Origin of the sequence: Henriciella marina, assembly GCF_027213945.1 — a bacterium.
Lineage (GTDB): Bacteria > Pseudomonadota > Alphaproteobacteria > Caulobacterales > Hyphomonadaceae > Henriciella > Henriciella marina_A.
The window spans coordinates 609,157-630,082 of sequence record NZ_JAPWGW010000001.1 but is presented as its reverse complement, the minus strand read 5'-3'; the positions used below and the strand labels follow the sequence as shown (position 1 = coordinate 630,082).

Sequence of the window (20,926 nt, the reverse complement as noted above, 5' to 3'; positions counted from 1 at the left end):
AACGGCTCTAGTTCGAGATCAGCCACATCAGCTGCATTGAATGCAGGCGCAGCAGCGCCTCGTAGGACTGTTTCGCCGCCTTGCGCGCCACATGTGCCGCAAGCCAACGCGCGACAGCACCAAGCGCGAGGCTGAGCGCCATACCCGGCAGGAACATCCACCAGCCGATCATGAAACTTCCCATCACGGCCAGCATCACGAAGACGACCGACATGGCGTCGGCGAGCTTGATCCATGTTGGCGCATTCCGACCAAAAGGCGCGAGAAGTTCGGGATTGCGGTGAAGCGCCTCGGCATCGATCGCCCAGACCGGGCCGCCGCGCTTGGCAAGCTTGGCGATGCGCGTCGGCGCTCCGTTCTTGTGAGGGTTTGGCGCAACTGCAAGGAACATCGTCTTCAGACCACTTTCTGTGCCGGTCCTGAACGATCTGCAATTTTAATACCGGGAAGACGCAAACGCCGCCCGCCTCAACCGGCCCGCGCCGTGATAGAAAGCGCGTGCAGCCCGCTATCGAACTCATCCTTCAGCGCAGAATTCACTGCCCGCTGCATCTCTACCCGGCTCTTTCCGTCAAATGCGGATGAGACAATTTCGACCTTATAATGGGTTTCACCCTCGGGGCGCGCGCCCGCATGACCGGCATGCATGGCGCTGTCATCCCTGACATTAAGCTCGCTAGGTGCAAAAAGCTGCGTCAATCTCGCACGAATCCGCTCTGATCTGTTTGTCAATTCTGGCCTCATTAAACTCTTCACTCTATGTTCCCTGACCCATGGCAGATGCATTTTCATACCGCGTCAAGTTCACCGATATACGGGTGAAGCCTCCGAAGGAGGAGCAAGAGCGCCAGAAAGCCGTCGAGACGCGAGAGTGTCATCGCGACGACTGCGACCTGGCAGGCGATCACCCCGCACCGAAGCCGAGAGGCCTCGAAGGTGTCTACTGGTTCTGCCAGAAGCATGCGGGGGAGTATAACCGCAACTATGACTTCTTTGCAGGCATGTCGGATGCCGAGCTGGAGGCCTTCAACGAAATGGCCCGCCACGGCTTCCAGAAGACCTGGAAGTTCGGCACCGGTCCGATGGGCAAGGGCAAGGCCGCTGCGGCGCACGATCCACGTCGTTGGCGCGGCAAGGAATTCTTCGAACAGAATGCCGAAGCCCGTCAGGCGCGCCGCAAGGAGCAACAGTCCGAAGGCGTTACCGCGCAGGCGCTTGCTGAGCTTGATCTTGAAGCTGGCGCAACCGCCAATGAGATCCGCGTGCGCTACAGCGAGTACATCCGCAAGTTCCACCCGGACTCCAATGGCGGCGATCGCTCGACAGAGCACATGCTTGCCCGCGTCCTTCGCGCCGGCAAGACGCTGAAGGCGGCCGGAATGATGAAGGCCTGAGCATCGCGCTTAAGTCTTCACGTCTCCGGGCGGCATGAAAAGCAGATCCATGGCGTTTGACGTTTCCATCATCACGCTCTTCCCGGACGCGTTTCCGGGCATGCTCGACGTCTCTATACTCGGGCACGCGCGCGAGCAGGGCATCTGGTCACTGGAGACGACGGACCTTCGCAGCTTCGGCCTCGGCAAACATCGCCAGGTGGATGACAAGCCGGCAGGCGGTGGCGCAGGTCTTGTCATCCGGCCGGACGTCGCTGCGGCCGCCATAGACAGCACCGAGCGGAAAGGCCGCGAGCTCATCTATCTCAGCCCGCGCGGCGAGCCATTCACCCAGAATCTCGCCCATGAGTTTGCACAGGGCCCAGGCCTCATCTGCTTCTGCGGGCGGTTCGAAGGACTGGATGAGCGCGTCATATCCCAGCGCGGCATGCGGGAAGTCTCGCTAGGCGATTTTGTCCTCGCTGGCGGCGAAGTCGCAGCGCAGGCCATCATAGAAGCAACGCTCCGGCTGCTGCCAGGCGTAGCCGGGAATGAAACCTCTATTGAAGATGAGAGTTTCTCGGCCGGGCTACTCGAATACCCGCAATATACGCTGCCCCGGATATGGGAAGCTCAGCCCACGCCGGACGTGCTTTTGTCCGGCGATCACAGCAAGGTCGACCAATGGCGGCTCAACCGCAGTAAACTGTTGACAGAAGGGCGCCGTCCCGATTTATGGGCCGCTTACCTCAACGGGCAAAGAATACGAGCGTCGGAGACGGACGATGAACATGATTGAACAGCTCGAAGCTGAAGAAGTGGTACGCGTCACTTCAGGCAAGGAAATCCCGGATTTTTCTCCTGGCGATACCCTGTCTGTGAATGTGCGCATTCGCGAAGGCGACCGTGAACGCGTCCAGCGTTTCGAAGGCGTCTGCATCGCCCGCGCCGGCAAAGGCGTGAATGAGAACTTCACGGTCCGCAAGATTTCCTTCGGTGAAGGTGTCGAGCGCGTCTTCCCGGTTGTCTCGCCGATGATCGAGAGCATCGAAGTCAAGCGCAAGGGCCGTGTGCGCCGCGCGAAGCTCTATTACCTGCGCAACCTGCGCGGCAAGTCGGCCCGTATCGCAGAGCGTACCACTGGCCACGGCGTGGAGACCACTGAGGTCACCGTATCCAAGACCGAGCGCAAGCGTCAGCGCGTCGAGCAGAAAGCTGCCCGCCGTGAGCAGGCCGCCAAGGATCGCGCAGAGGCAGAAGAAGCCAAGCGCAAGGCCGCAGAAGCTGAAGCAGCGGCCGCCGAGGCAGAAGCTGCAGCCGCAGAGAACGATGCGGCAGAGGGTGAAAACACCTCCGACCAGTAGAATTTCCTAATATTTGGTAATTTTTTAACCCCGCAACGGAAGTTGCGGGGTTTTTGTGTTCTGGCTGCAACACTTTTGGCTTATACCCCCATAACACTACGGCATATGGCTTGCAGAGTAGGTGACAAGCGGGCCGCGAAAGCCAAGTTTTCCCCATCTGGGACAGTGTTTTTCAAGGTCTTGCTCGCGTGCGAAGGGAATCTAGTTGGTTTCAAGATTACCGTTTCGTATACGAAATGAGCGACGTCAGTATTTATGGCGTATCAACAACGGTCCCGAGGGCTTCGGGCAACTTAATATCCTTTAGTTGGCCGGTGGGGTCAGAATTGGGGAAGGTCGAATGAAACTTAGCAAGAAACTTATGGTGGGTGTCGTTGCCTTGGCTGCACTCCCCCTCGCGGCCCACGCCGATGGCGAAGCGGGCACCTGGGAACATGAAGCGGTTGGAGAGCGTTTTTCTTCAGCTGGTTCCGCAACCGACGAACGCGTCCTTACAGATGCTCAGGTTCGTGAAATCATCCAGCAAAGCGGCACGTCCGGCGGCGCTGATGTTCGCTACCTCGGTGGTGAGCAGCAAGCGATCGACAGCGTTCTGTGCTGTGAGAACGTCGAAGAGCGCGTGACCGAGAACACTGAGTTCGAGGAAACCACGACCTATTTCGACGCTGTAACCCGCCGCGAAATCGTTCAGCCGGTTGAGCGCACGCTCATCCAGCCGATCGAACGCCGCATCGTTCGTCCTCGCGTTGAAGAAGTGACTGAAGACACGGTATACGAGGAAGAGTACCTTCCAGTTCGTGTTGAGCAGGATGAAGTCCCTGCCGTTCAGGAAAACATCACCACGGATGTGACGGAAGAATATGTCGAGGAAGCAACCGAGACTTATTACGACGTCGTGACCCGCCGTGAGATCACCCAGCCGATCGAACGTACCACGATCGTTCCGGTCCAGCGCCGCATCACGCGTCCACGCACCGAGACAATCACCGCTGACACCCGTTACGAAACGGTCCGCGCACCGGTTCGTGTTGAGCAGGACGAAGTCCCGCAAGTCATCGAGAACGTGGTCCAGGATCTGACCGAGAACACCCGCGAAGAGTACACCGACACCTATGTCGATGCTGTCACCCGCCGCGATGTGTATCAGCCAGTCGTCCGCACGATGATCCAACCAGTTGAGCGCCGTATCCTTCGCGGGACGACCGAAACCGTCACCGCGGCGACCCGCTACGAGGAAGAGCGTCTTCCGGTTCGTGTTGAAACCGAACAGGCGCCTCAGATCACCGAGCAGATCATTCCGCAGGTTACCGAGCGTACCGTCCTCGAAGTTGAAGACGTCTATGTCGATCAGGTTACCCGCAACGTGGTCCAGCCGGTTGTCGTGACGACCATCCAGCCGATCGAACGCCGCGTGCTTCGCCCGCAGACCGAGACCATCGTCCGCGACACGATCTATCAGGAAGAGTACCTGCCAGGCCGCGTCGAAGCTGAGCCGATCCCGGAAACCCAGGTGAACTACATCCCGCAGGTCACCGAGGAATATCGCGAAGAGTACACCGAATCCTACTTCGAAGCGGTGACCCAGCGTAACGTGATCCAGCCGGTCGAGCGTCGCATCGTCCAGCCGATCGAATACCGCCGCGTCCGCGGCCAGGTTGAAACCGTCGTCGCACCGACCCGTTATGAGACGCAGCGCGCTTCTCTGGTGGTCCTGAACGTCGGCCCAGGTTGCCCTTGCTAGGTCAAGCCTGAACCAGAAAGACCCGGAAAGGGCCAGCTCGATGAGCTGGCCCTTTTCTTTTGCCGGATATTGCAAGGGCTGGACGTGGCGGACGGTCTTGTCATCCCCTGTCCCACATGGTCTTTTGCACCGCAGCAGGAGGCCGCTCTGACATGCCGGGCAAGACACTTTACGACAAGATCTGGGACGCCCACCTCGTGGACACCGACGCCGCGAGTGGCGACGCCCTCATCTATATCGATCTCCATCTCATTCACGAGGTAACCACGCCGCAGGCTTTCTCTGGTCTGAAGGCGAATGGGCGCAAGGTGCGCCGGCCTGAACTCACCCTCGCAGTCGCAGATCACAATACGCCCACGGAAAATCAGGCCGCTGGACTGGAAGGCGTGCGCGATGAAGCCGCCCGCAACCAGCTATCTGCGCTGTCACGCAATGTGGCCGAATACGGCATCGAATTTTTCCCAATGGGCGACGTTCGCAATGGCATCGTTCACGTCGTTGGCCCTGAACAGGGACGGACCCAGCCCGGCATGACAATTGTCTGCGGCGACAGCCATACATCGACCCACGGCGCGTTTGGCGCGCTGGCCCATGGCATAGGCACATCTGAGGTCGAGCACGTCCTCGCCACTCAAACGCTTCGCACCCAGAAGTCCCGTAACATGGCGATTGACGTCAGCGGCCAGCTAAGGGAGGGCGTCACCGCCAAGGATCTCGCCCTCCATCTCATCTCCGTCATCGGCACAGCCGGCGGAACCGGCCACGTCATGGAGTATCGCGGTGAAGCGGTCCGTGCACTCTCCATGGAAGGGCGGATGACGCTCTGCAATCTCTCGATTGAGGGCGGCGCACGCGCGGGTCTCGTCGCACCGGATGAGACGACGTTCGCCTATATGAAAGGCCGGCCGGCGGCTCCAAAAGCAGGTGCGTGGGACGTGGCTAAGTCTTATTGGGAAACCCTGTATTCTGATGACGACGCCCAGTGGGATCGCATTGTTGAAATTCGCGGCGAAGACGTTGAGCCAACCGTGACCTGGGGTACCAGTCCCGAGCAGGCCATGCCCCTCTCGGGAAATACGCCGGACCCCGCCATCATTACAGATCCCGTGCGGAAGGCCGCCGTGGAACGCGCACTCCATTATATGGACCTTGCCCCCGGCGCGCCCATTGCCGGCACGCCGGTACAGCGCGTCTTTATCGGCTCTTGCACCAATTCACGCATCGAAGATTTGCGCGAAGCTGCACGTGTCGCGTCCGGGTCAAAGGTCGCCGACGGCGTTCGCGCCATGGTCGTTCCGGGCTCCGGCCTTGTGCGTGCACAGGCCGAAGCGGAAGGTCTGGACCGCGTCTTCATTGAGGCCGGTTTCGAATGGCGTGAGCCGGGCTGCTCCATGTGCCTTGGCATGAACCCGGACATCCTCGCTCCGGGCGAGCGCTGTGCCTCTACCTCGAACCGCAACTTCGAAGGTCGCCAGGGCCGGGGCGGACGAACCCACCTGATGAGCCCGGCCCTCGCCGCCCGCGCTGCAATCACCGGCGTGATCGGCTGAGACTTCGAACACCTGGACCGCTTTTTCTTGCGCTTGCCGCAGCGGCCACCTAATCCTCTTGGTTAATAGAGTACCAATAAACTCAACACTTGGGAGGAACTAATGAAACGCACTGCACTCACCCTTGCGGCCATCTCGATCTGCGCCGCGCCAGCTTTTGCCGGCTCTATCACGATCAAATTCGACAGCGACAGCGGAAACGATCAGGAAGCCGTCTTCCACGATGATGGCACGATGACGTCTGCCGCTGGAAACGGCACCTACACCTATGACGAAGACGCCTCGAAGATGTGTATTGAGAGCGACGCGTATAATGGCTGCCTGACTTTCGCGGAGCCGGGCAATGAAGTCGGCCACGCCTCGGCCTATACCGGCGACAATGGCGCGAGCGGCACCGCCACGGTCATCGCGGCAGAGGAATAGGCAAACCCATGCCTGGTGCCGGCCTGCTGACCGCGATCGACCATCTGGTTCTCCTTTGTGGTGATATCGAGGTCGGCACCAATGCCTATTCGGCTCTTCTCGGCCGCGAGCCGGACTGGCGCGCCGCGTCGGGCGGCGCAGCGACATCTCTCTTCCGCGTCGACAACACTGCGATTGAACTCATGGCGCCCGATGGCGACGCGGGCGCAGCGCCGCGTTTACGGGAGCTGATTTCCGGCGGTGCGTCTCTCACCAGCCTAGCTTTCCGCACAGATGATATCACCGAGGCACACAGGCTTTTCACCCGGCGCGGCCTACAACCTGATGCCGTCCAGCCGGGGGAAAGCACGCATCTGGACACGGATGCGCGCCGTCATTGGCAGCGGTTCCGCTGCAGCGATGAAGCCATGGCCGGCATCAAGACCTTTGTCATTCAGCCTGAATTCGACAGTCTAGCGGCAAAAGTAGACGAATCTTGCGTCCACTGTATGGACCATGTGGTGATCAACACGCCCAATCCTGATCGCGCCGCCGCCAATTATGGTGCGCGTCTTGGCCTCGACCTTCGTCTCGACCGGACGGCCGAGCAATGGAAGACGCGTTTCCTCTTCTTCCGCACCGGCGGCCTGACCCTGGAAATCATTAACGGGCTGGACGGAGCATCAGACCCCGCCGCCAATGACCATATATGGGGCCTCACCTGGACGGTCCGCGATATCGAGGCGGCCCATGCGCGTCTCGCCAGATCGGGCATCGAAACCTCTGACGTGCGCAAAGGCCGCAAGCCCAGAACCCAGGTCTTTACGGTAAAGGACAGGACTCTCCGCGTCCCCACCTTGTTCATTGCCCACTCTCGGGATTAGAACAGGGCCATGCAAGCTTTCACCACGCTCATCTCGACCGCCGCCGCCCTCACCGACAAGGGGCGGCTCATGGCGAATGTCGACACGGACATGATCATCCCCAAACAGTTCCTGAAGACAACGGAACGCGAGGGTCTGTCGACGGGTCTGTTTTACGAACTCAAGACCACGGCAGACGGTAGCCCTGATCCGGATTTCGTCCTTAATCAGCCTGAACATCAGAATGCAGGCATTCTCATCGCAGGCGACAATTTCGGATGTGGTTCGTCACGGGAGCACGCACCCTGGGCGCTGCTGGACCAGGGCATCACATGCGTCATTGCCCCGTCCTTCGCCGATATCTTCCATAATAATTGCTACAAGAATGGGATCCTGCCCATCGCTCTGCCGATCGAGGTGTGTGAAGCTCTGGCCGAGCAGACGGGAGGCGCCAATCATCGCTTCACCGTCGATCTCGCGCAACAAGTCATCACAACGCCAGAGGGCGCGGAGATCCGCTTCAATATCGACCCTGGTCGCAAGCAAAGTCTACTCGAAGGACTTGATGATATCGGCCAGACGCTGCAGGCCGCACCTTCTATCGATGCCTTCGAAGCGCGCCGCGCACACGAAACACCCTGGCTGCCCCGCTCGCGCGCCTGAGCTTTTCTGAAAACACGTAATCGGACCGCCACTGCGGCCTGTGGAGACGATCCATGAAACAGACCCTGCTTCTTCTGCCCGGCGATGGCATTGGCCCTGAAGTGACCGCTGCCGCGCAACGCATCTGCCAGCTCGTCGCGCCGGATGTCGCGATCGAAGAGGATCTTGTTGGTGGCGCCTCCATCGACAAGCACGGCGTACCGCTTACCGCTGCCGCGCTGGACCGCGCTAAATCTGTTGACGCCATCCTCCTCGGTGCGGTTGGCGGACCCAAATGGACGGACGTTGCCCGCGACAAGCGTCCGGAAGCTGGACTCCTGGGTCTCCGCAAGGGACTCGATGTCTTCGCAAACTTGCGCCCCGCCTATTGTTTCGGCGCGCTCGTCGATGCCTCAAGTCTGAAGCGCGACCGCGTCGAAGGCCTCGACATCATGATCGTCCGTGAGCTGACCTCCGGCGTTTATTTTGGTGAGCCGCGCGGTATTGAGACCGACGCGAACGGTGTTCGCCGCGGCTTCGACATGTCGGTCTACACCGCGCCGGAAGTCGAACGCGTCACCCGCGTCGCGCTGGAAATCGCGCGCGGCCGCACCGGCCGGGTCTGTTCGGTCGACAAGGCCAATGTGATGGAAAGCGGCCAGTTCTGGCGCGAGGAAGTCACCACAGTCCACAAAACGCATGGAGATGGCGTTGAGCTTTCTCACATGCTCGCCGATGCCTGCGCCATGGAGTTGGTGCGTGCCCCGAAACAGTTCGACGTCATCCTGGCGGATAATCTGTTCGGCGATCTTCTGTCAGATGCTGCGGCCATGCTGACAGGCTCCATCGGCATGCTCCCTTCGGCCAGCCTCGGTACAGAAGGCACGCCGGGTCTGTTTGAGCCCGTGCACGGCTCGGCGCCGGACATTGCAGGCCAGGGCATCGCAAATCCTTGCGCCGCCATTCTGTCGCTGGAAATGGCGCTACGCTGGTCGCTCGCCCGCCCGGATGCCGCCGACCGGATCATGGCAGCTGTCGGCCGCGCACTCGAGGCCGGCGCCCGCACCCGCGACCTTGGCGGCGATCTCTCCACTACCGCCATGACCGACGCGATCATCGACTGCCTTTAGGTTGGGTTGGGCGCTGCCAGTCGGCGCCCGGCTCGTCCTTCGACTGCGCTCGGAATGAGCCTGTCGAACCACGCTCAGGATAAGCTGGTGAAGACGAGACCGTGAAGGCGCTCATGCTGAGCGAAGGCGAAGCACGAGCGGCGACTGGCCTCCCCTCAACTATAATCCGCAATCCTGCACATCAGCTGGCCGCGAAACTCAAAGAAGCTCGCCCCGCGAATCTTGAGCGTTTCGCCTGCCTTGCATCCATTTGGCAGATCCACCGCAGCCTTACCCTCGAACTCGATCTCTGCAGCCGCGCGCCCTTCGCCAATGGTGAGGCTGATCAGTTTTTGCCGGCGGTAGGAGAAAGCGCGGCCAGACAGTTCGGCCACCTCCCGCATCTTGCCGCGTCCCTCGAACTTCATCGTCTGGCCGTGATTGGAGATGTTTTCAAACACCACGTCTTCAGTCACGCAGTCGAGCATGCCTTCGATGTCGCGCGCATTATAGCTGCGGACATACTGGCCGATCAGGTCTTCGATCACGGTGTTTTACCTCTCATCACAGAGTGATTGCAGCTCCCACCCTGAATCCGCCCCAGTCGTGCATTACATGCTTTTCAAATCAAGGCTGGCTGGGCGCTCTTTCCATCGAAATGCTGTGATCCGTCCAGTGGCTAATCATCTGATTGGACGAAAGCTCGCTTGGCGTTAAATGAGCGGGCATCGCGAAAGGAAAAATTATGGCTATCAAAGTCGCAATCGTTGGCGCCACCGGTAATGTGGGCCGCGAACTTCTCAACATCATGGACGAGCGCGATTTCCCCGCGGCTGAAGTTCATGCGCTCGCCTCGCGCCGCTCGAAAGGCCGCGAAGTCAGCTATGGCGACAAGACCCTGAAATGCGAAGTGCTGGACGATTTCGATTTCTCCAAGGTCGACGTGGTCCTCATGTCGGCTGGCGGCACGCTGTCGAAAGAATGGGCCGAGAAGATTGGCAAGCAGGGTGCGATCGTCATCGACAACTCGTCTGCCTGGCGCATGGACCCGGATGTTCCGCTCGTCGTGCCCGAAGTGAACGGCGAAGACGTGCTTGGCTATGACAAGAAGATGATCATTGCCAATCCGAACTGCTCCACAGCGCAGCTCGTCATGGCGCTGAAGCCGCTTCATGATGCGGCAAAGATCAAGCGCGTTGTCGTCTCGACCTATCAGTCGGTGTCCGGCTCAGGCAAGTCCGGCATGGACGAGCTCTGGAACCAGACCAAGGGTATCTTCGTGAACGATGCGCCGGAACCTGAAGAATATCCACGCCAGATCGCCTTTAACGTAATCCCGATGATCGGCTCTTTCCGCGAAGACGGCTTCACCGACGAAGAAGCCAAGATGTGGAACGAGACCCACAAGATGATCGATCCGGAAATCAAGGTCACCGTGACCTGTGTGCGCGTGCCGGTCTTTGTTGGTCACTCCGAGAGCGTGAACATTGAGTTTGAGGAAGCGATTACGCCCGAACAGGCGCGCGAGGCGCTCCGCAATTTCGATGGCGTGCAGGTCATCGATAACCCCGAAGAAGACCAGTATATCACGCCGGTTGAGTGCAAGGGCGAATGGGACACTTTCGTCTCGCGTATCCGCGTCGACAACACGGTCGAACACGGCCTGTCGCTCTGGGTGGTTGCCGACAACCTCCGCAAGGGCGCGGCCCTCAATACCGTTCAGATCGCTGAAGAGCTAATCAAACGCGGCGTGCTAAGCGCCTAGAACGCGGGCGAGCAGCTGCGGCAATTACCGCAGGCAGCTTGCCTTGGCCCCAGCTTTGTCCGATCTTTCAGCGATCTGACAAAGCTGGGGTTTTTTAATGAAATTCGTTGCCGCCACGGGCCTTCTGGCCGCGCTCGCGCTCACCGCCTGCAATCCAAGCATTCCTGAAGAGGCCCACGCCGCCGCCGCACCGGACACCGCGTCGGCCGAGAAGGTCGAAGCCCATGTCCGCTTCCTCGCCGATGACCTTCTGGAGGGCCGCGAGGCTGGCACGCGCGGCTATGACATCGCTGCGCTCTATGTGGCCGAACAGTTCCGCGCCTATGGCCTCCAGCCCGGCGGCGATGACGACAACTATATGCAGCAGGTCCCGCTCTTTCGCTATCAGCTCGACCAATCGGCGCCGCAAAGCCTGGCCGTGACCGATGGCGCGGACCTGGCCCTCGAGCTGGGCAGCGACTATCTCATCTCCGCCTCCTCGCAGGTCGAAGAAGGCCTGGTCGAAGCGCCAGCCGTCTTCGTCGGCTATGGCTTCATCGCGCCGGATGGCAGCCGGAATGACTTTGAAGGCGTCGACCTGGACGGCAAGATTGCCGTGATCTTCCGCGATGCGCCGAGCGACCTCAACACCGAAGAGCGCGCGCACTATTCCTCGACCAGCTACCAGCGCCTTTCCGAAGCTGGCGCGGTGGGCGTGATCACCCTCTACCACCCCGTCGCACAGGAGCGTTATTCCTTCGAGAGACGCGCCGCCATGGCACGCATGGGCCGCGCCTCGATGACCTGGGTCGATGCCGACGGCAACGCCCATTCAAGTGCGCCAAACCTCAAGGCTGCAGCGACGATGAGCATTGCGGGCGCCAAGAAGCTGATCGAAGCCGCTGGCCGCGACTATGACGCACTTGTGGAAGAAACGGTCACAGGCACCGCGCCTTTTGAGCTCGGCCTCACCCTCCGCATTGAAGCCAACAGCACGCACGAAGAGATTACCAGCCCGAACGTTGCCGCCATCCTGCCCGGTACGGATGAAATGCTTGCCAGTGAGTATGTCGTGCTCTCGGCTCACCTCGATCATGAAGGCAAGAAGCCGAGCTTCAACGAAACTGAGGACACGCTCTTCAATGGCGCGATGGATAATGCCTCCGGCACATCGGCTCTTCTGGAAGTGGCCCGCCTTCTCGCCCTCGACCCGCCTCAGCGCAGCGTTGTCTTCGTTGCGGTGACGGCAGAGGAAAAAGGCCTGGTCGGCTCTGACTATTATGCTCGTTTCCCGACTGTTCCGGCCGAGGGCGTAGTCGCGAACGTCAATCTCGACATGCCGATCATGACCTATGAATTTGAAGACGTCGTCGCCTTCGGCACGGAGCGCTCCAATTTGTATGAGCCGGTGAAAGCCGCCGTAGAAGACGCTGGCCTGACGCTCAGCCCTGATCCGAACCCGGATCTCGGTCTTTTTACACGCTCAGACCATTATAGCTGGGTGAAACAGGGCGTCCCGGCGACCTATCTCGTGCCCGGCCACGCCAATGGCGGCGGCGAAGCCCAGGCGAAATTCCTCGCCGAAGACTATCACCGCCCATCCGATGAAGCCGACCAGCTGAACTTCAACGCGCTCGCCCGCTTCGCCGGCGTCAAAGCCGACATCGCCCGCAGCGTCGCCAATATGGAAGAACGTCCAGGCTGGAATGAAGGCGACTTCTTCGGTGATATGTTCGCTGGAGCCGGCGAATAAGGGCCTCGGCTTACCGAGCCCCAGCCTGCATAATTCCGCCTTCCCAGCGAAAGCTGGGACCCATGGCGACCGGGGGGTCGTTCTCAACCGCCATCGGCCCCACCTTTCGGCGGGGTGACGGCATCAAAAACCGAGTTCCCGCACCATTTGACAGCACCGCCGCGGCCAGGCCGAGGCGGTGTTTTCATTCACCGGCATAAGAGGCATGCGCAATTAGCCGGACGAAACACAAGATTCAGGTGGCGGCGAACCGCGCGCCGCATTAGGTGCCGCGAATGACGAGCGAACTGCGCCTTGGCCTCACTTGCGGATTCGGCGCCTACCTTATCTGGGGTGGGCTGCCGCTCTATTTCCGGCTGCTCGATCATGTCGGGCCGTTTGAAATGCTGGCCCATCGTATCCTCTGGGGCCTGCCAACCGCGCTGATCTTCATCGCGATTGCCCGGCGATGGCGGGACCTGCGCGGCGCGCTAACACCCCGGCGCATGCTCTATCTCTCCATATCTGCCGGGCTGATCGCGACCAACTGGCTTCTCTACATCTGGGCGGTTTCAGCCGAGCGGGTTACCGAGGCAAGCCTTGGCTATTTCATCAACCCGCTGGTGAGCGTGCTTCTTGGCATGATCTTCTTTTCAGAGACGTTGCGCCGCGCCCAGTGGATCGCAATTGCCATCGCGGCTTGCGGTGTTGCTGTCCTCACCTGGGAGCTTGGGCGCCTGCCCTGGGTGTCTCTTGTTCTCTGTTTCAGCTTTGCCGCCTACGGCGCTGTGCGGAAGACGGTAAGTGTCGACAGCCGAATTGGGTTCGCAATCGAGACTGCGCTTCTCTTCCCAGTCGCTTTCATCTGGCTCAGCTGGTTTCAGCAGACGCCGGACGGCGGCTGGATGGGCGACGGCATTGCGCTTGATTGGCTCATTCCTCTTGCTGGGCCCATCACGGCTGTGCCGCTGATCCTCTTCGCGCTTGCGGCCAAACGGCTGAAGCTCGCGACGATTGGGATGATGCAATACCTGACGCCGACGCTGCAATTCCTGATCGCTGTCGTAATCTTCCGCGAACCGTTCGGCCCTGTCGATGCCGTTGCGTTCGGCCTGATCTGGACCGCGCTCCTGGTCTTCACGCTCGACAGCGTCTTGCGCGAACGCAAATCGCGTCGTCTCGCGCGCGCTGCCAGGCTGGCTGAGTAGCAAAAAAAGACCGGCGCTAGTCAAGCAACGCCGGTCAGAGGTCTTTGCATGTGAATCAGGATGGAGGTCCGGTTCGCCTCTTACGTTAGCAAACTGCATGCCACGTCCCCTGCGAGGCGAGCGTCAGCGCTGCGATGTAACGCCCATCCAGATCGCAATGCCGATAAGCGCAAGTGCGAAAGCGGCCCTTACCTTTGCCGACTGACGGTAGCGGGCGATTTGACCGCCCAGCCTTGCGCCCATCATGACGAGGGCGACATGGACGAGGGTGGCCACCAGGATATGCAGGCTGCCTAATATCAAAATCTGTCCGGTCGATGGCGCCTTGTCGCCCTCACCCGCAAACTGCGTGACCACGGCGATATAGAACACCAGCGCCTTGGGGTTCAGTAGATTGGCGATGAAGCCGCGCCTGAAGCCTTCGAGCGCTTTTGCCTGACCGGGCGAGCTCTCGCCCGTTTCGCGCCACGCTTCCAGTGCCAGGTAGAGCATGAAGGCGATGCCCGCCCAGCGCAGCACCTCATAGACGAGCTGGTTGCCCGCGATGAAAGCAGAAAAGCCCGTCGCCGCCAGAACCAGCTGGACGGCAAGGCCAAGCGTAATGCCGGCCACCGCCATGAAGCCGACCCGGCGGCCCTGCTGCGCGGCGAGCGCGGTCAACCAGCCCATATTCGGGCCGGGGGTCAGCTCAACCAGAGCCATCGCGCCCAGAAAGGCGAGCCAGTTCATCTCGCTCAACATGTCTTGTCCCCGGCTATTTTCGCAGCGTTCTCAAAAACACCACGAAAAACACCGCCCATGCACCATCAGTGCACCGAGATTCATAAGGGAAACCCCGGAAGTTTCCTACAGGCAGCCATACAGTGCATCCACCAGGCGCCGCGCGCGCGGATCGCCCTGCAGATGGCTCGACTGTTTGTTCATGACATAGGCCGCCGACAGGTGGCGGTCCGGATCTCCAAGCGCGAGCGACCCACCCCAGCCAGAATGCGCTAGCGTTTCAGGGTTCGGTCCATAGATGCCCAAATTATTGCGCATCACTCCGGCTGCGAACTCCGTCACGAAGGGAAGCACCAAGTCATCGCCGATCACCCGGCGGCGTGTCAGCTCCCGGAAAGAGTCTTCTGGAATCAGTTGCTTGTCGCCATGCTTGCCGCCATTCGCATAGATCCCATAGAGCTGCGCGACCGCCTTGGCGGTGCCATGCCCATTGGCGGCTGGCTGCTCCATGCGGCGCCACTCACTGCCCGTGCGGCTAGGCGATGACCATTTGGTGAGGAAGGCGACCTTCCTGAATGCATTGATTTCGCCCAGTTTTGGCATCTCACGCGGCCGCTGGAGCTCGGCGACCCGGTCATCGTCTTCCGGCGGCAGGCCGATCTGGAAATCAACCCCGGCAGGCGCGCAGAAATCCTCTCTCAATATGGTACCGAGCGTACGCCCGGTGATCCGTTTGACGATTTCTCCCGCCAGATACCCCCACGTAGACGGGTGATAGCCATGCGCCGTCCCCGGTTCCCAAAGCGGTTCGAGCTCTGCCAGGGCGGCGGCCAGCCCATCCGGGTCGAGCCAGAGATCGGGGTCAATCGGCTCCGCAAATCCAACCAGACCGGCCTGATGCGAGAGCAACTGCCCGATCGTGACATCGCCTTTCCCGGCGGCTGCAAACTCGGGCCAGACCTCTGCAACAGGGGTCTCGTAGCCGTCATTCAGATCGCCGATAATGGAAGCGATCACGAGCGCAGAAACGCCCTTTGTCGTTGAATAAACAGGCACAATGGTCGTCTCGTCCCAGTCCCTGTCGCCGGCGCGAGAGGTTTTCCCACCCTGAATGTCGACAACGACCTCACCGTCCAGAATGGCGCTGAAGCCCGCGCCAAGCTCCTCACCGGCCTCGAAAGTTTCGGCGAAAACGTCTCGGACAGGCTCAAAACCGCTCGCCACGTGGCCCCGGATGTCGCTCATCGCCTGCTCCTCTTTGCTTAGTGCTGAACGTAAGCACTCCGCCGCGCGTTGCGAAGGTTCAAGATGGAAAACAGGGACCCCAGATGAAACAAGCACTTCTCGCTGCCGCCGCAATCGCAGCTGTCTCACTCAGCGCCTGCCAGACCGGCATAACGCAGAACCAGCCGGTGATCTCTCCTGAGCTTGCCGATCAACCCGCTGCCCAGGCCCTCATCGCCGAAGACAGCGCAAACGATTTCGCCGCAACGGTTTCTAAGCTTCGTGCCGCCCTCGAGAAACGCCCGCTGACCATCTTCGCCATGGTCGAGCATTCGAAAGGCGCGGCGGATTCGGGGCTGGAGCTTGCACCGTCGACGCTTTTCATCTTCGGCAATCCGAAAGCTGGAACGCCGCTGATGCAGGCCAACCCGGCGCTCGGAATGGAGCTTCCGATGAAGATCCTCGTCATCGAAACGAGTAGCGGCGTGCAGGTCCTGCGTCAGGACATCGGTGCGCTCCTCAATCAATACGGCGTGGCCCCCGACAGCGTGAACGCGGGCAAGATCGAAGACACGCTGTCCGGCATAGTCGCCGAAGCGATAGGCTAGTTGGCAAGCAGGTTGCGCGCGACCGCAGAACGGCGGGCCTTCTCGAGGAATTCAGAGAACTCGGCCACGGTTTCGCGCCACTCGAATGTCTCGCTCATATTGAAGACATTCTCACCGCCAAGGTCATAGCGCGACTGAACGCAGAGCGAGGCACTGCCGTTTGAGGCCCGACTGACCAGCGCATATCCACGCGGCTCACGCTGCAGATTATAGGTGTTGGCCAGCTCCAGCGCCTCGCCAGCGCCGGTCGACATCATGTCGACACAGCTGCGCGCGATCACCACGCGGCAGGCATAGTCAGGCACATCGCACTGAAACATGGAGGCGGTGAAGGCCTGCTCCTCAATGGTGCCCTTTATGACCGGCACGCCGTGCAACAGCACGCCTTCGACCTGCGCGGCGCCCCGATTGCGAAACTCCTGCATCGCCTCGCGCAACGTGATGGGTTCGGCCATTGCGGTCATCGCCGCCGAAGCTGCAATGATGAGGGCAGCAATCGTTCTCATGAGACACCTTTGAAAAAGCCTGTTGTCCTGCTTCTACGTGGCAGGCCCGCAACTGGTTGTCATGTCGATGTTGCAGCCTGTACAAGCGGCGTCGACTGAAACCAATTCGGAGCCATCCCATGTCCAGCGCCAATCGTCCCCGCCGCTCCTGTCTCTATATGCCGGGCGCCAATGCCCGCGCGCTCGAAAAGGCAAAGTCGCTCGCTGCAGATGCGGTCATCCTCGACCTTGAGGACGCCGTCGCGCCGGACGCAAAGCTTGAAGCCCGCAAGACTGTCTGTGACGCAGTGAATGCTGGTGGGTATGGTCAGCGCGAGGTCGTGATCCGGATCAATGGACTTGATACCGAATGGGGCCTCGATGATCTGAGCGCGGCTGTCGAGGCTGGCCCTGATGCCATTCTGGCACCAAAAGTCATTGATGGCGGCGATATCGACCGGCTGGACAATGCGCTGTCACGTGCGGGCGCCCCCAAGGAGCTTGGCCTCTGGGTCATGATCGAGATGCCGAAGGCCATCCTAAATATTAAGGATATCGCAGAGGCGGCTGGCCGCACACGCCTGGCCGCCTTCGTGATGGGCACCAATGACATCGCCAAGGAGCTGCGCGCCGTGAACGATCCCGCACGCACAGCATTCCAGACATTCTTTGGCCTGACGCTCGCCGCGGCGCGCGCCTATGACATCATCGCAATCGATGGCGTGTACAATGACATTTCGAACGCCGAAGGCCTCGAAGCCGAAGTGCGTCAGGGCCGACTTCTGGGTTTTGATGGCAAGACGCTGATCCACCCAAGTCAGATCGAGGTCACGAACGAGATCTTCGCGCCCGCCGAAGCCGATGTGGCGCAGGCAAAGGACGTGATCGACGCCTTTGCCGACCCGGCCAACAAAGGCAAGGGCGTGCTCAAGGTTAATGGCAAGATGACGGAGCTTCTGCATCTTGAAGAAGCCAAGCGTATCGTCGCAGTTAACGAGGCGATCAAGGCGATGGAGGCGAACTGAGCAATGACCTACACACTTCTCCACCACACCGGCTGCTCCACCTCCCGCAAAGGCCTCGCCCTGCTGCAGGAAAACGGGATTCAGCCAGAAATTCGCAAATACATGAATGCAGGCGAAGCGCTGAGTGTCGCGGATCTGAAAGAGATCGCGCAGAAGATGGGCGGTGTCTCCCCCCGTGAATTCCTGCGCGACAAGGACGCCCAGAAATTCGACATTCCAACGTCGATGAGCGACGAGGACCTGTTCAAGGCGATGGTCGAAAACCCAAAGCTTATCCAGCGCCCTATCGGCATCAAGGGCGACAAAGCCGTACTTGGCCGGCCAATCGAAAAACTGCTCGAGATTACCTGAATAGATCAAATTTGATCGAAATCGGGAGCGGGATGTTCAACCAGCCGCGTTATCAATGGCGGCTATGAGCTTCTTCGTTCTAATCGCTTTCGCGTTTCTCGCCCTCGCTGCCGCCCTTTTCTTTGGGCCGCACTTTATCGCTTATGGCCCTGATGGCTTTCGCGATCTGATCCGCCGCGGCGATGCCCGGATGATCAGCCTGTTCCTGGTCGGCGCAATTATTCTCGCCATCCTTCTTCCGGGACAAGATCCGGCCTTGATCTCAAGGGTCTAGCCGGTGCAACTGGTCCCCGTATGAATTGACGGGGCCAAGACAGGCGTGCACTGCGCGCCGCTGCGCCCTCAGCAAAGCTTAGAGGGCGACATGACCAAATCGAATCCGGGCCATTATTTCGAAGATTTCAAGCCGGGCATGGAGCTTGTCCATGCGACTCCGCTGACCGTCTCTACCGGCGACATCTCGCTCTATCGCGCCCTCACCGGCAGCCGCCACGCGCTCTATTCGGCTGAGACCTTTGCGACAGCCAATGGCTTTGACGCCCTGCCGATTGATCCGCTGCTCGCCTTTCATGTCGTTTTCGGCAAGACAGTGCCGGACATTTCTCTCAACGCGGTCGCCAATCTTGGCTATGCCGACGGCAAATTCCTGAAGACGGTGTATCCGGGCGATACGCTGACGGCGATTTCCGAAGTCATCGGCGTCAAGGAAAACTCCAACGGCAAGACGGGTGTGGTGTGGGTGCGCACGCGCGGTGAAAACCAGCGCGGCGAAACAGTTCTCTCCTATGTGCGCTGGGTCATGGTCCACAAGAAGGACCCATCCAGTCCTGCACCAGATGTTACAGCACCGGACCTTCCCGAAGCGGTCGCTGCGTCTGACCTTGTCGCACCGAACTACACTGACTGGAACAGTGCGCTGGCCGGATCCAGCTGGCGCTATGACGACTACCAGGTCGGTGAGAAGATTGACCATGTCGACGGCATGACGGTCGAAGAAGCTGAGCACCAGACCGCCACGCGCCTCTACCAGAATACCGCCAAAGTTCATTTCGACGCGCATGCACAGGTGGGCAGCCGCTTCGGCAAGCGCCTCATTTATGGCGGTGTCGTGATCTCGATTGCGCGCGCCCTGTCCTTCAATGGCCTGGAAAGCGCCGCCCAGATGCTGGCCATCAATGCCGGTACGCATGCAGGCCCACTCTTTGCGGGCGACACGGTTTATGGCTGGTCGGAAGTCCTCGACAAGGCTGAGCTCTCTGACGGCACCGGCGCGCTACGCCTGCGCCTCCTCGCGACCAAGAACCACCCGTGCAGTGACTTCCCGCTCAAGGGCGAGGACGGCAAGTATCACGCCGATGTCCTTCTGGACTTTGATTACTGGGCCGCGATCCCCAGATAGGCAGCCATGACCGGATCACCCCTCCGCACTCCACAAAACACTGAGCGAGGGGCCTGATATGGGCGGCGTTCCCGGCTTTGATGGCGTCGCTTATGTTGCGACCGCCATTGCGATCCTGCTGTCTGCGCTCGCAAGCCTGCTGAGCACGATGACCCGCAAGCAGCAGGTCGAGGGCGGCGTCGTGGATGCGGCCATCCTTTGTGAGCTGACCGGGATTCAGGACCCGCGCGTCCTTCAGGATGTGTTCGGCCCGCCCACCATGAACCGCATGTGGCAGGGGATAACCCTGAAACAGATCGCCCGAGAGCGCCGCTTTCCCGGCTATCTCATTAGTGACGACCGGGTCGACTGGACCTGTATAGGCGTCGTCGTCCTGTCCTTCTTCTGGCAGCACGCGCTCATGGATGGCCTCGTGATCACGGCCGCACTGGTCCAGATTTCAGGATGGGTCCTCGCCTATCAGCTGCCAAGGCAGGTCTAGGCGAGAATCAGGCGCTTTCGCTTCGCGCCTTTCGCGCCTACATAGCGGACCATGAAAGTCTGGAAGATGAATGGGGCAGGCAATGCGTTCGCGGTCTTTGACGCGCGCCAGCAGGCTTTTGCGCCCGATACAGACAAGATCCGCAGCATCGCAGCCGAAATGAAGGCCGATCAGGTCATGGCGATCGAGAAGGATGCCTCATCCGACGCTTTCCTGCGCATCTGGAATTCGTCTGGCGAAGAAGTCGGCGCCTGCGGGAACGGGACGCGCGCTGTCGCGCACCTTCTGCTGGAGGAAGCCGGGTCAGACAGCGTCTCGATTCGCACGTCTGCCGACCTGCTTAAGGGTATGCGCGCCGGGAACGGCCTCGTCACGGTCGATATGGGCAAGCCGCGCATGGACTGGGAAGACATCCCGCTCTCGGAAAAAATGGATGTGCGCGGCGTCGACGTGCGTATCGGGCCGATGGACAATCCATACCTCTCAAAGCCCGCCGTTGTGTCGATGGGCAATCCGCATGCGGTCTTCTTCGTCGAGGATGTGGACGTCTACAATATCCCCCAGATCGGCCCGCTGGTTGAATGGCATCCGCTATTCCCTGAGGGCACCAATGTCGGCTTTGCACAGATCATTGATCGCGAGACGATCCGGCTCCGGGTCTGGGAGCGAGGCGCCGGCCTTACCAAGGCGTGCGGCACTGGTGCGTGCGCCGCGCTGGTGTGCGCCGCGCGGGGCGGGAAGACCGAACGCAAGGCGCGCATGATCCTTGATGGCGGCGACCTCATCATAGAATGGCGGGAAAGCGACAACCGCGTCATGATGACGGGGCCCGTGGAAGTCGAGATGAGTTTCGACCTTTAGGCCGCCGCCAAAGGCCCGTGCCTGCCCGCGAAACCTTGATTTAC

25 protein-coding genes are annotated in these 20,926 nt (G+C 60.4%); 19 read left to right on the top strand and 6 right to left on the bottom strand.

Annotated elements, in window-relative coordinates:
• Nucleotides 1-7: 7 nt before the first annotated feature.
• Both O4G74_RS03195 and O4G74_RS03190 read right to left on the bottom strand, forming a co-directional pair.
• Nucleotides 8-391 carry a hypothetical protein gene (locus O4G74_RS03195; RefSeq protein WP_269401218.1) on the bottom strand — a complete coding sequence of 128 codons (384 nt, stop codon included), beginning with the start codon at nucleotides 389-391 and terminating at the stop codon, nucleotides 8-10.
• A 77-nt stretch (nucleotides 392-468) separates the two neighbouring features.
• Complete coding sequence (locus tag O4G74_RS03190) at nucleotides 469-699, bottom strand: BolA family protein (RefSeq protein WP_269401217.1); 231 nt, start codon at nucleotides 697-699, stop codon at nucleotides 469-471.
• Between the two features lie 74 nt (nucleotides 700-773).
• Between O4G74_RS03190 and O4G74_RS03185 the strand changes: the two genes are divergently transcribed.
• The 9 genes from O4G74_RS03185 to leuB all read left to right on the top strand — a co-directional run bounded on the left by O4G74_RS03185 (nucleotide 774) and on the right by leuB (nucleotide 9,065).
• Nucleotides 774-1,394 carry a J domain-containing protein gene (locus O4G74_RS03185; RefSeq protein WP_269401216.1) on the top strand — a complete coding sequence of 207 codons (621 nt, stop codon included), beginning with the start codon at nucleotides 774-776 and terminating at the stop codon, nucleotides 1,392-1,394.
• A 34-nt stretch (nucleotides 1,395-1,428) separates the two neighbouring features.
• Nucleotides 1,429-2,172, top strand: a complete 744-nt coding sequence (gene trmD / locus O4G74_RS03180; RefSeq protein ID WP_269401215.1) for a tRNA (guanosine(37)-N1)-methyltransferase TrmD — start codon at nucleotides 1,429-1,431, stop codon at nucleotides 2,170-2,172.
• Nucleotides 2,159-2,737: a 50S ribosomal protein L19 gene (gene rplS / locus O4G74_RS16415; protein ID WP_419715345.1), complete on the top strand. Its 579-nt coding sequence runs from the start codon at nucleotides 2,159-2,161 to the stop codon at nucleotides 2,735-2,737. Before trmD ends, rplS begins: the two co-directional genes overlap by 14 nt.
• A gap of 340 nt (nucleotides 2,738-3,077) precedes the next feature.
• Nucleotides 3,078-4,478, top strand: coding sequence for a hypothetical protein (locus O4G74_RS03170; RefSeq protein WP_269401214.1), 1,401 nt, complete (start codon nucleotides 3,078-3,080; stop codon nucleotides 4,476-4,478).
• A 152-nt stretch (nucleotides 4,479-4,630) separates the two neighbouring features.
• Nucleotides 4,631-6,028, top strand: a complete 1,398-nt coding sequence (gene leuC, locus O4G74_RS03165; RefSeq protein ID WP_269401213.1) for a 3-isopropylmalate dehydratase large subunit — start codon at nucleotides 4,631-4,633, stop codon at nucleotides 6,026-6,028.
• A gap of 102 nt (nucleotides 6,029-6,130) precedes the next feature.
• Nucleotides 6,131-6,451: a hypothetical protein gene (locus O4G74_RS03160; RefSeq protein WP_269401212.1), complete on the top strand. Its 321-nt coding sequence runs from the start codon at nucleotides 6,131-6,133 to the stop codon at nucleotides 6,449-6,451.
• A gap of 8 nt (nucleotides 6,452-6,459) precedes the next feature.
• A complete protein-coding gene (locus O4G74_RS03155) occupies nucleotides 6,460-7,314 on the top strand; it encodes a VOC family protein (protein ID WP_269401211.1) in 855 nt (284 codons plus the stop codon).
• Between the two features lie 9 nt (nucleotides 7,315-7,323).
• Complete coding sequence (gene leuD, locus O4G74_RS03150) at nucleotides 7,324-7,956, top strand: 3-isopropylmalate dehydratase small subunit (RefSeq protein ID WP_269401210.1); 633 nt, start codon at nucleotides 7,324-7,326, stop codon at nucleotides 7,954-7,956.
• 53 nt (nucleotides 7,957-8,009) lie between these two features.
• A complete protein-coding gene (leuB, locus tag O4G74_RS03145; RefSeq protein WP_269401209.1) occupies nucleotides 8,010-9,065 on the top strand; it encodes a 3-isopropylmalate dehydrogenase in 1,056 nt (351 codons plus the stop codon).
• A gap of 155 nt (nucleotides 9,066-9,220) precedes the next feature.
• On the opposite strand, the gene O4G74_RS03140 is transcribed toward leuB, so the two are convergent.
• A complete protein-coding gene (locus O4G74_RS03140) occupies nucleotides 9,221-9,592 on the bottom strand; it encodes a nuclear transport factor 2 family protein (protein ID WP_269401208.1) in 372 nt (123 codons plus the stop codon).
• A gap of 197 nt (nucleotides 9,593-9,789) precedes the next feature.
• On the opposite strand from O4G74_RS03140, the gene O4G74_RS03135 reads away from it, so the two are divergent.
• The 3 genes from O4G74_RS03135 (at nucleotide 9,790) to rarD (ending at nucleotide 13,728) form a co-directional block, all read left to right on the top strand.
• On the top strand, nucleotides 9,790-10,809 hold the full coding sequence (locus O4G74_RS03135) for an aspartate-semialdehyde dehydrogenase (RefSeq protein ID WP_269401207.1): 1,020 nt from the start codon (nucleotides 9,790-9,792) through the stop codon (nucleotides 10,807-10,809).
• A 97-nt stretch (nucleotides 10,810-10,906) separates the two neighbouring features.
• The gene (locus tag O4G74_RS03130; RefSeq protein WP_269401206.1) at nucleotides 10,907-12,541 is read left to right on the top strand and encodes a M28 family metallopeptidase; all 1,635 of its coding nucleotides are present in this window, start codon (nucleotides 10,907-10,909) and stop codon (nucleotides 12,539-12,541) included.
• 275 nt (nucleotides 12,542-12,816) lie between these two features.
• Nucleotides 12,817-13,728: an EamA family transporter RarD gene (rarD, locus tag O4G74_RS03125; protein WP_269401205.1), complete on the top strand. Its 912-nt coding sequence runs from the start codon at nucleotides 12,817-12,819 to the stop codon at nucleotides 13,726-13,728.
• A gap of 123 nt (nucleotides 13,729-13,851) precedes the next feature.
• Here the strand turns inward: rarD and O4G74_RS03120 are convergent, their stop codons facing one another.
• Nucleotides 13,852-14,469, bottom strand: coding sequence for a LysE family translocator (locus O4G74_RS03120; RefSeq protein ID WP_269401204.1), 618 nt, complete (start codon nucleotides 14,467-14,469; stop codon nucleotides 13,852-13,854).
• A 105-nt stretch (nucleotides 14,470-14,574) separates the two neighbouring features.
• Nucleotides 14,575-15,693, bottom strand: a complete 1,119-nt coding sequence (locus O4G74_RS03115) for a serine hydrolase domain-containing protein (RefSeq protein ID WP_269401203.1) — start codon at nucleotides 15,691-15,693, stop codon at nucleotides 14,575-14,577.
• A gap of 83 nt (nucleotides 15,694-15,776) precedes the next feature.
• Here O4G74_RS03115 and O4G74_RS03110 point away from each other — a divergent pair, with 83 nt between their 5' ends.
• Entirely contained in the window at nucleotides 15,777-16,280 is a 504-nt protein-coding gene (locus tag O4G74_RS03110; RefSeq protein ID WP_269401202.1) for a DUF302 domain-containing protein, read from the top strand.
• Here the strand turns inward: O4G74_RS03110 and O4G74_RS03105 are convergent.
• Nucleotides 16,277-16,786 carry a hypothetical protein gene (locus O4G74_RS03105; RefSeq protein ID WP_269401201.1) on the bottom strand — a complete coding sequence of 170 codons (510 nt, stop codon included), beginning with the start codon at nucleotides 16,784-16,786 and terminating at the stop codon, nucleotides 16,277-16,279. The two genes, O4G74_RS03110 and O4G74_RS03105, sit on opposite strands and share 4 nt — an antisense overlap.
• Before the next feature lie 119 nt (nucleotides 16,787-16,905).
• On the opposite strand from O4G74_RS03105, the gene O4G74_RS03100 reads away from it, so the two are divergent.
• The 6 genes from O4G74_RS03100 to dapF all read left to right on the top strand — a co-directional run bounded on the left by O4G74_RS03100 (nucleotide 16,906) and on the right by dapF (nucleotide 20,882).
• Nucleotides 16,906-17,790, top strand: coding sequence for an HpcH/HpaI aldolase/citrate lyase family protein (locus tag O4G74_RS03100; RefSeq protein WP_269401200.1), 885 nt, complete (start codon nucleotides 16,906-16,908; stop codon nucleotides 17,788-17,790).
• Between the two features lie 3 nt (nucleotides 17,791-17,793).
• A complete protein-coding gene (locus O4G74_RS03095; protein ID WP_269401199.1) occupies nucleotides 17,794-18,141 on the top strand; it encodes an ArsC/Spx/MgsR family protein in 348 nt (115 codons plus the stop codon).
• Between the two features lie 64 nt (nucleotides 18,142-18,205).
• Entirely contained in the window at nucleotides 18,206-18,415 is a 210-nt protein-coding gene (locus O4G74_RS03090) for a hypothetical protein (protein WP_269401198.1), read from the top strand.
• A 90-nt stretch (nucleotides 18,416-18,505) separates the two neighbouring features.
• Entirely contained in the window at nucleotides 18,506-19,540 is a 1,035-nt protein-coding gene (locus O4G74_RS03085) for a MaoC family dehydratase (protein ID WP_269401197.1), read from the top strand.
• Between the two features lie 58 nt (nucleotides 19,541-19,598).
• Nucleotides 19,599-20,021 (top strand): hypothetical protein, encoded by a 423-nt coding sequence (locus tag O4G74_RS03080; RefSeq protein WP_269401196.1) that lies wholly within the window; start codon nucleotides 19,599-19,601, stop codon nucleotides 20,019-20,021.
• Between the two features lie 51 nt (nucleotides 20,022-20,072).
• The gene (gene dapF, locus O4G74_RS03075; protein WP_269401195.1) at nucleotides 20,073-20,882 is read left to right on the top strand and encodes a diaminopimelate epimerase; all 810 of its coding nucleotides are present in this window, start codon (nucleotides 20,073-20,075) and stop codon (nucleotides 20,880-20,882) included.
• The last annotated feature ends 44 nt before the right edge of the window (nucleotides 20,883-20,926 follow it).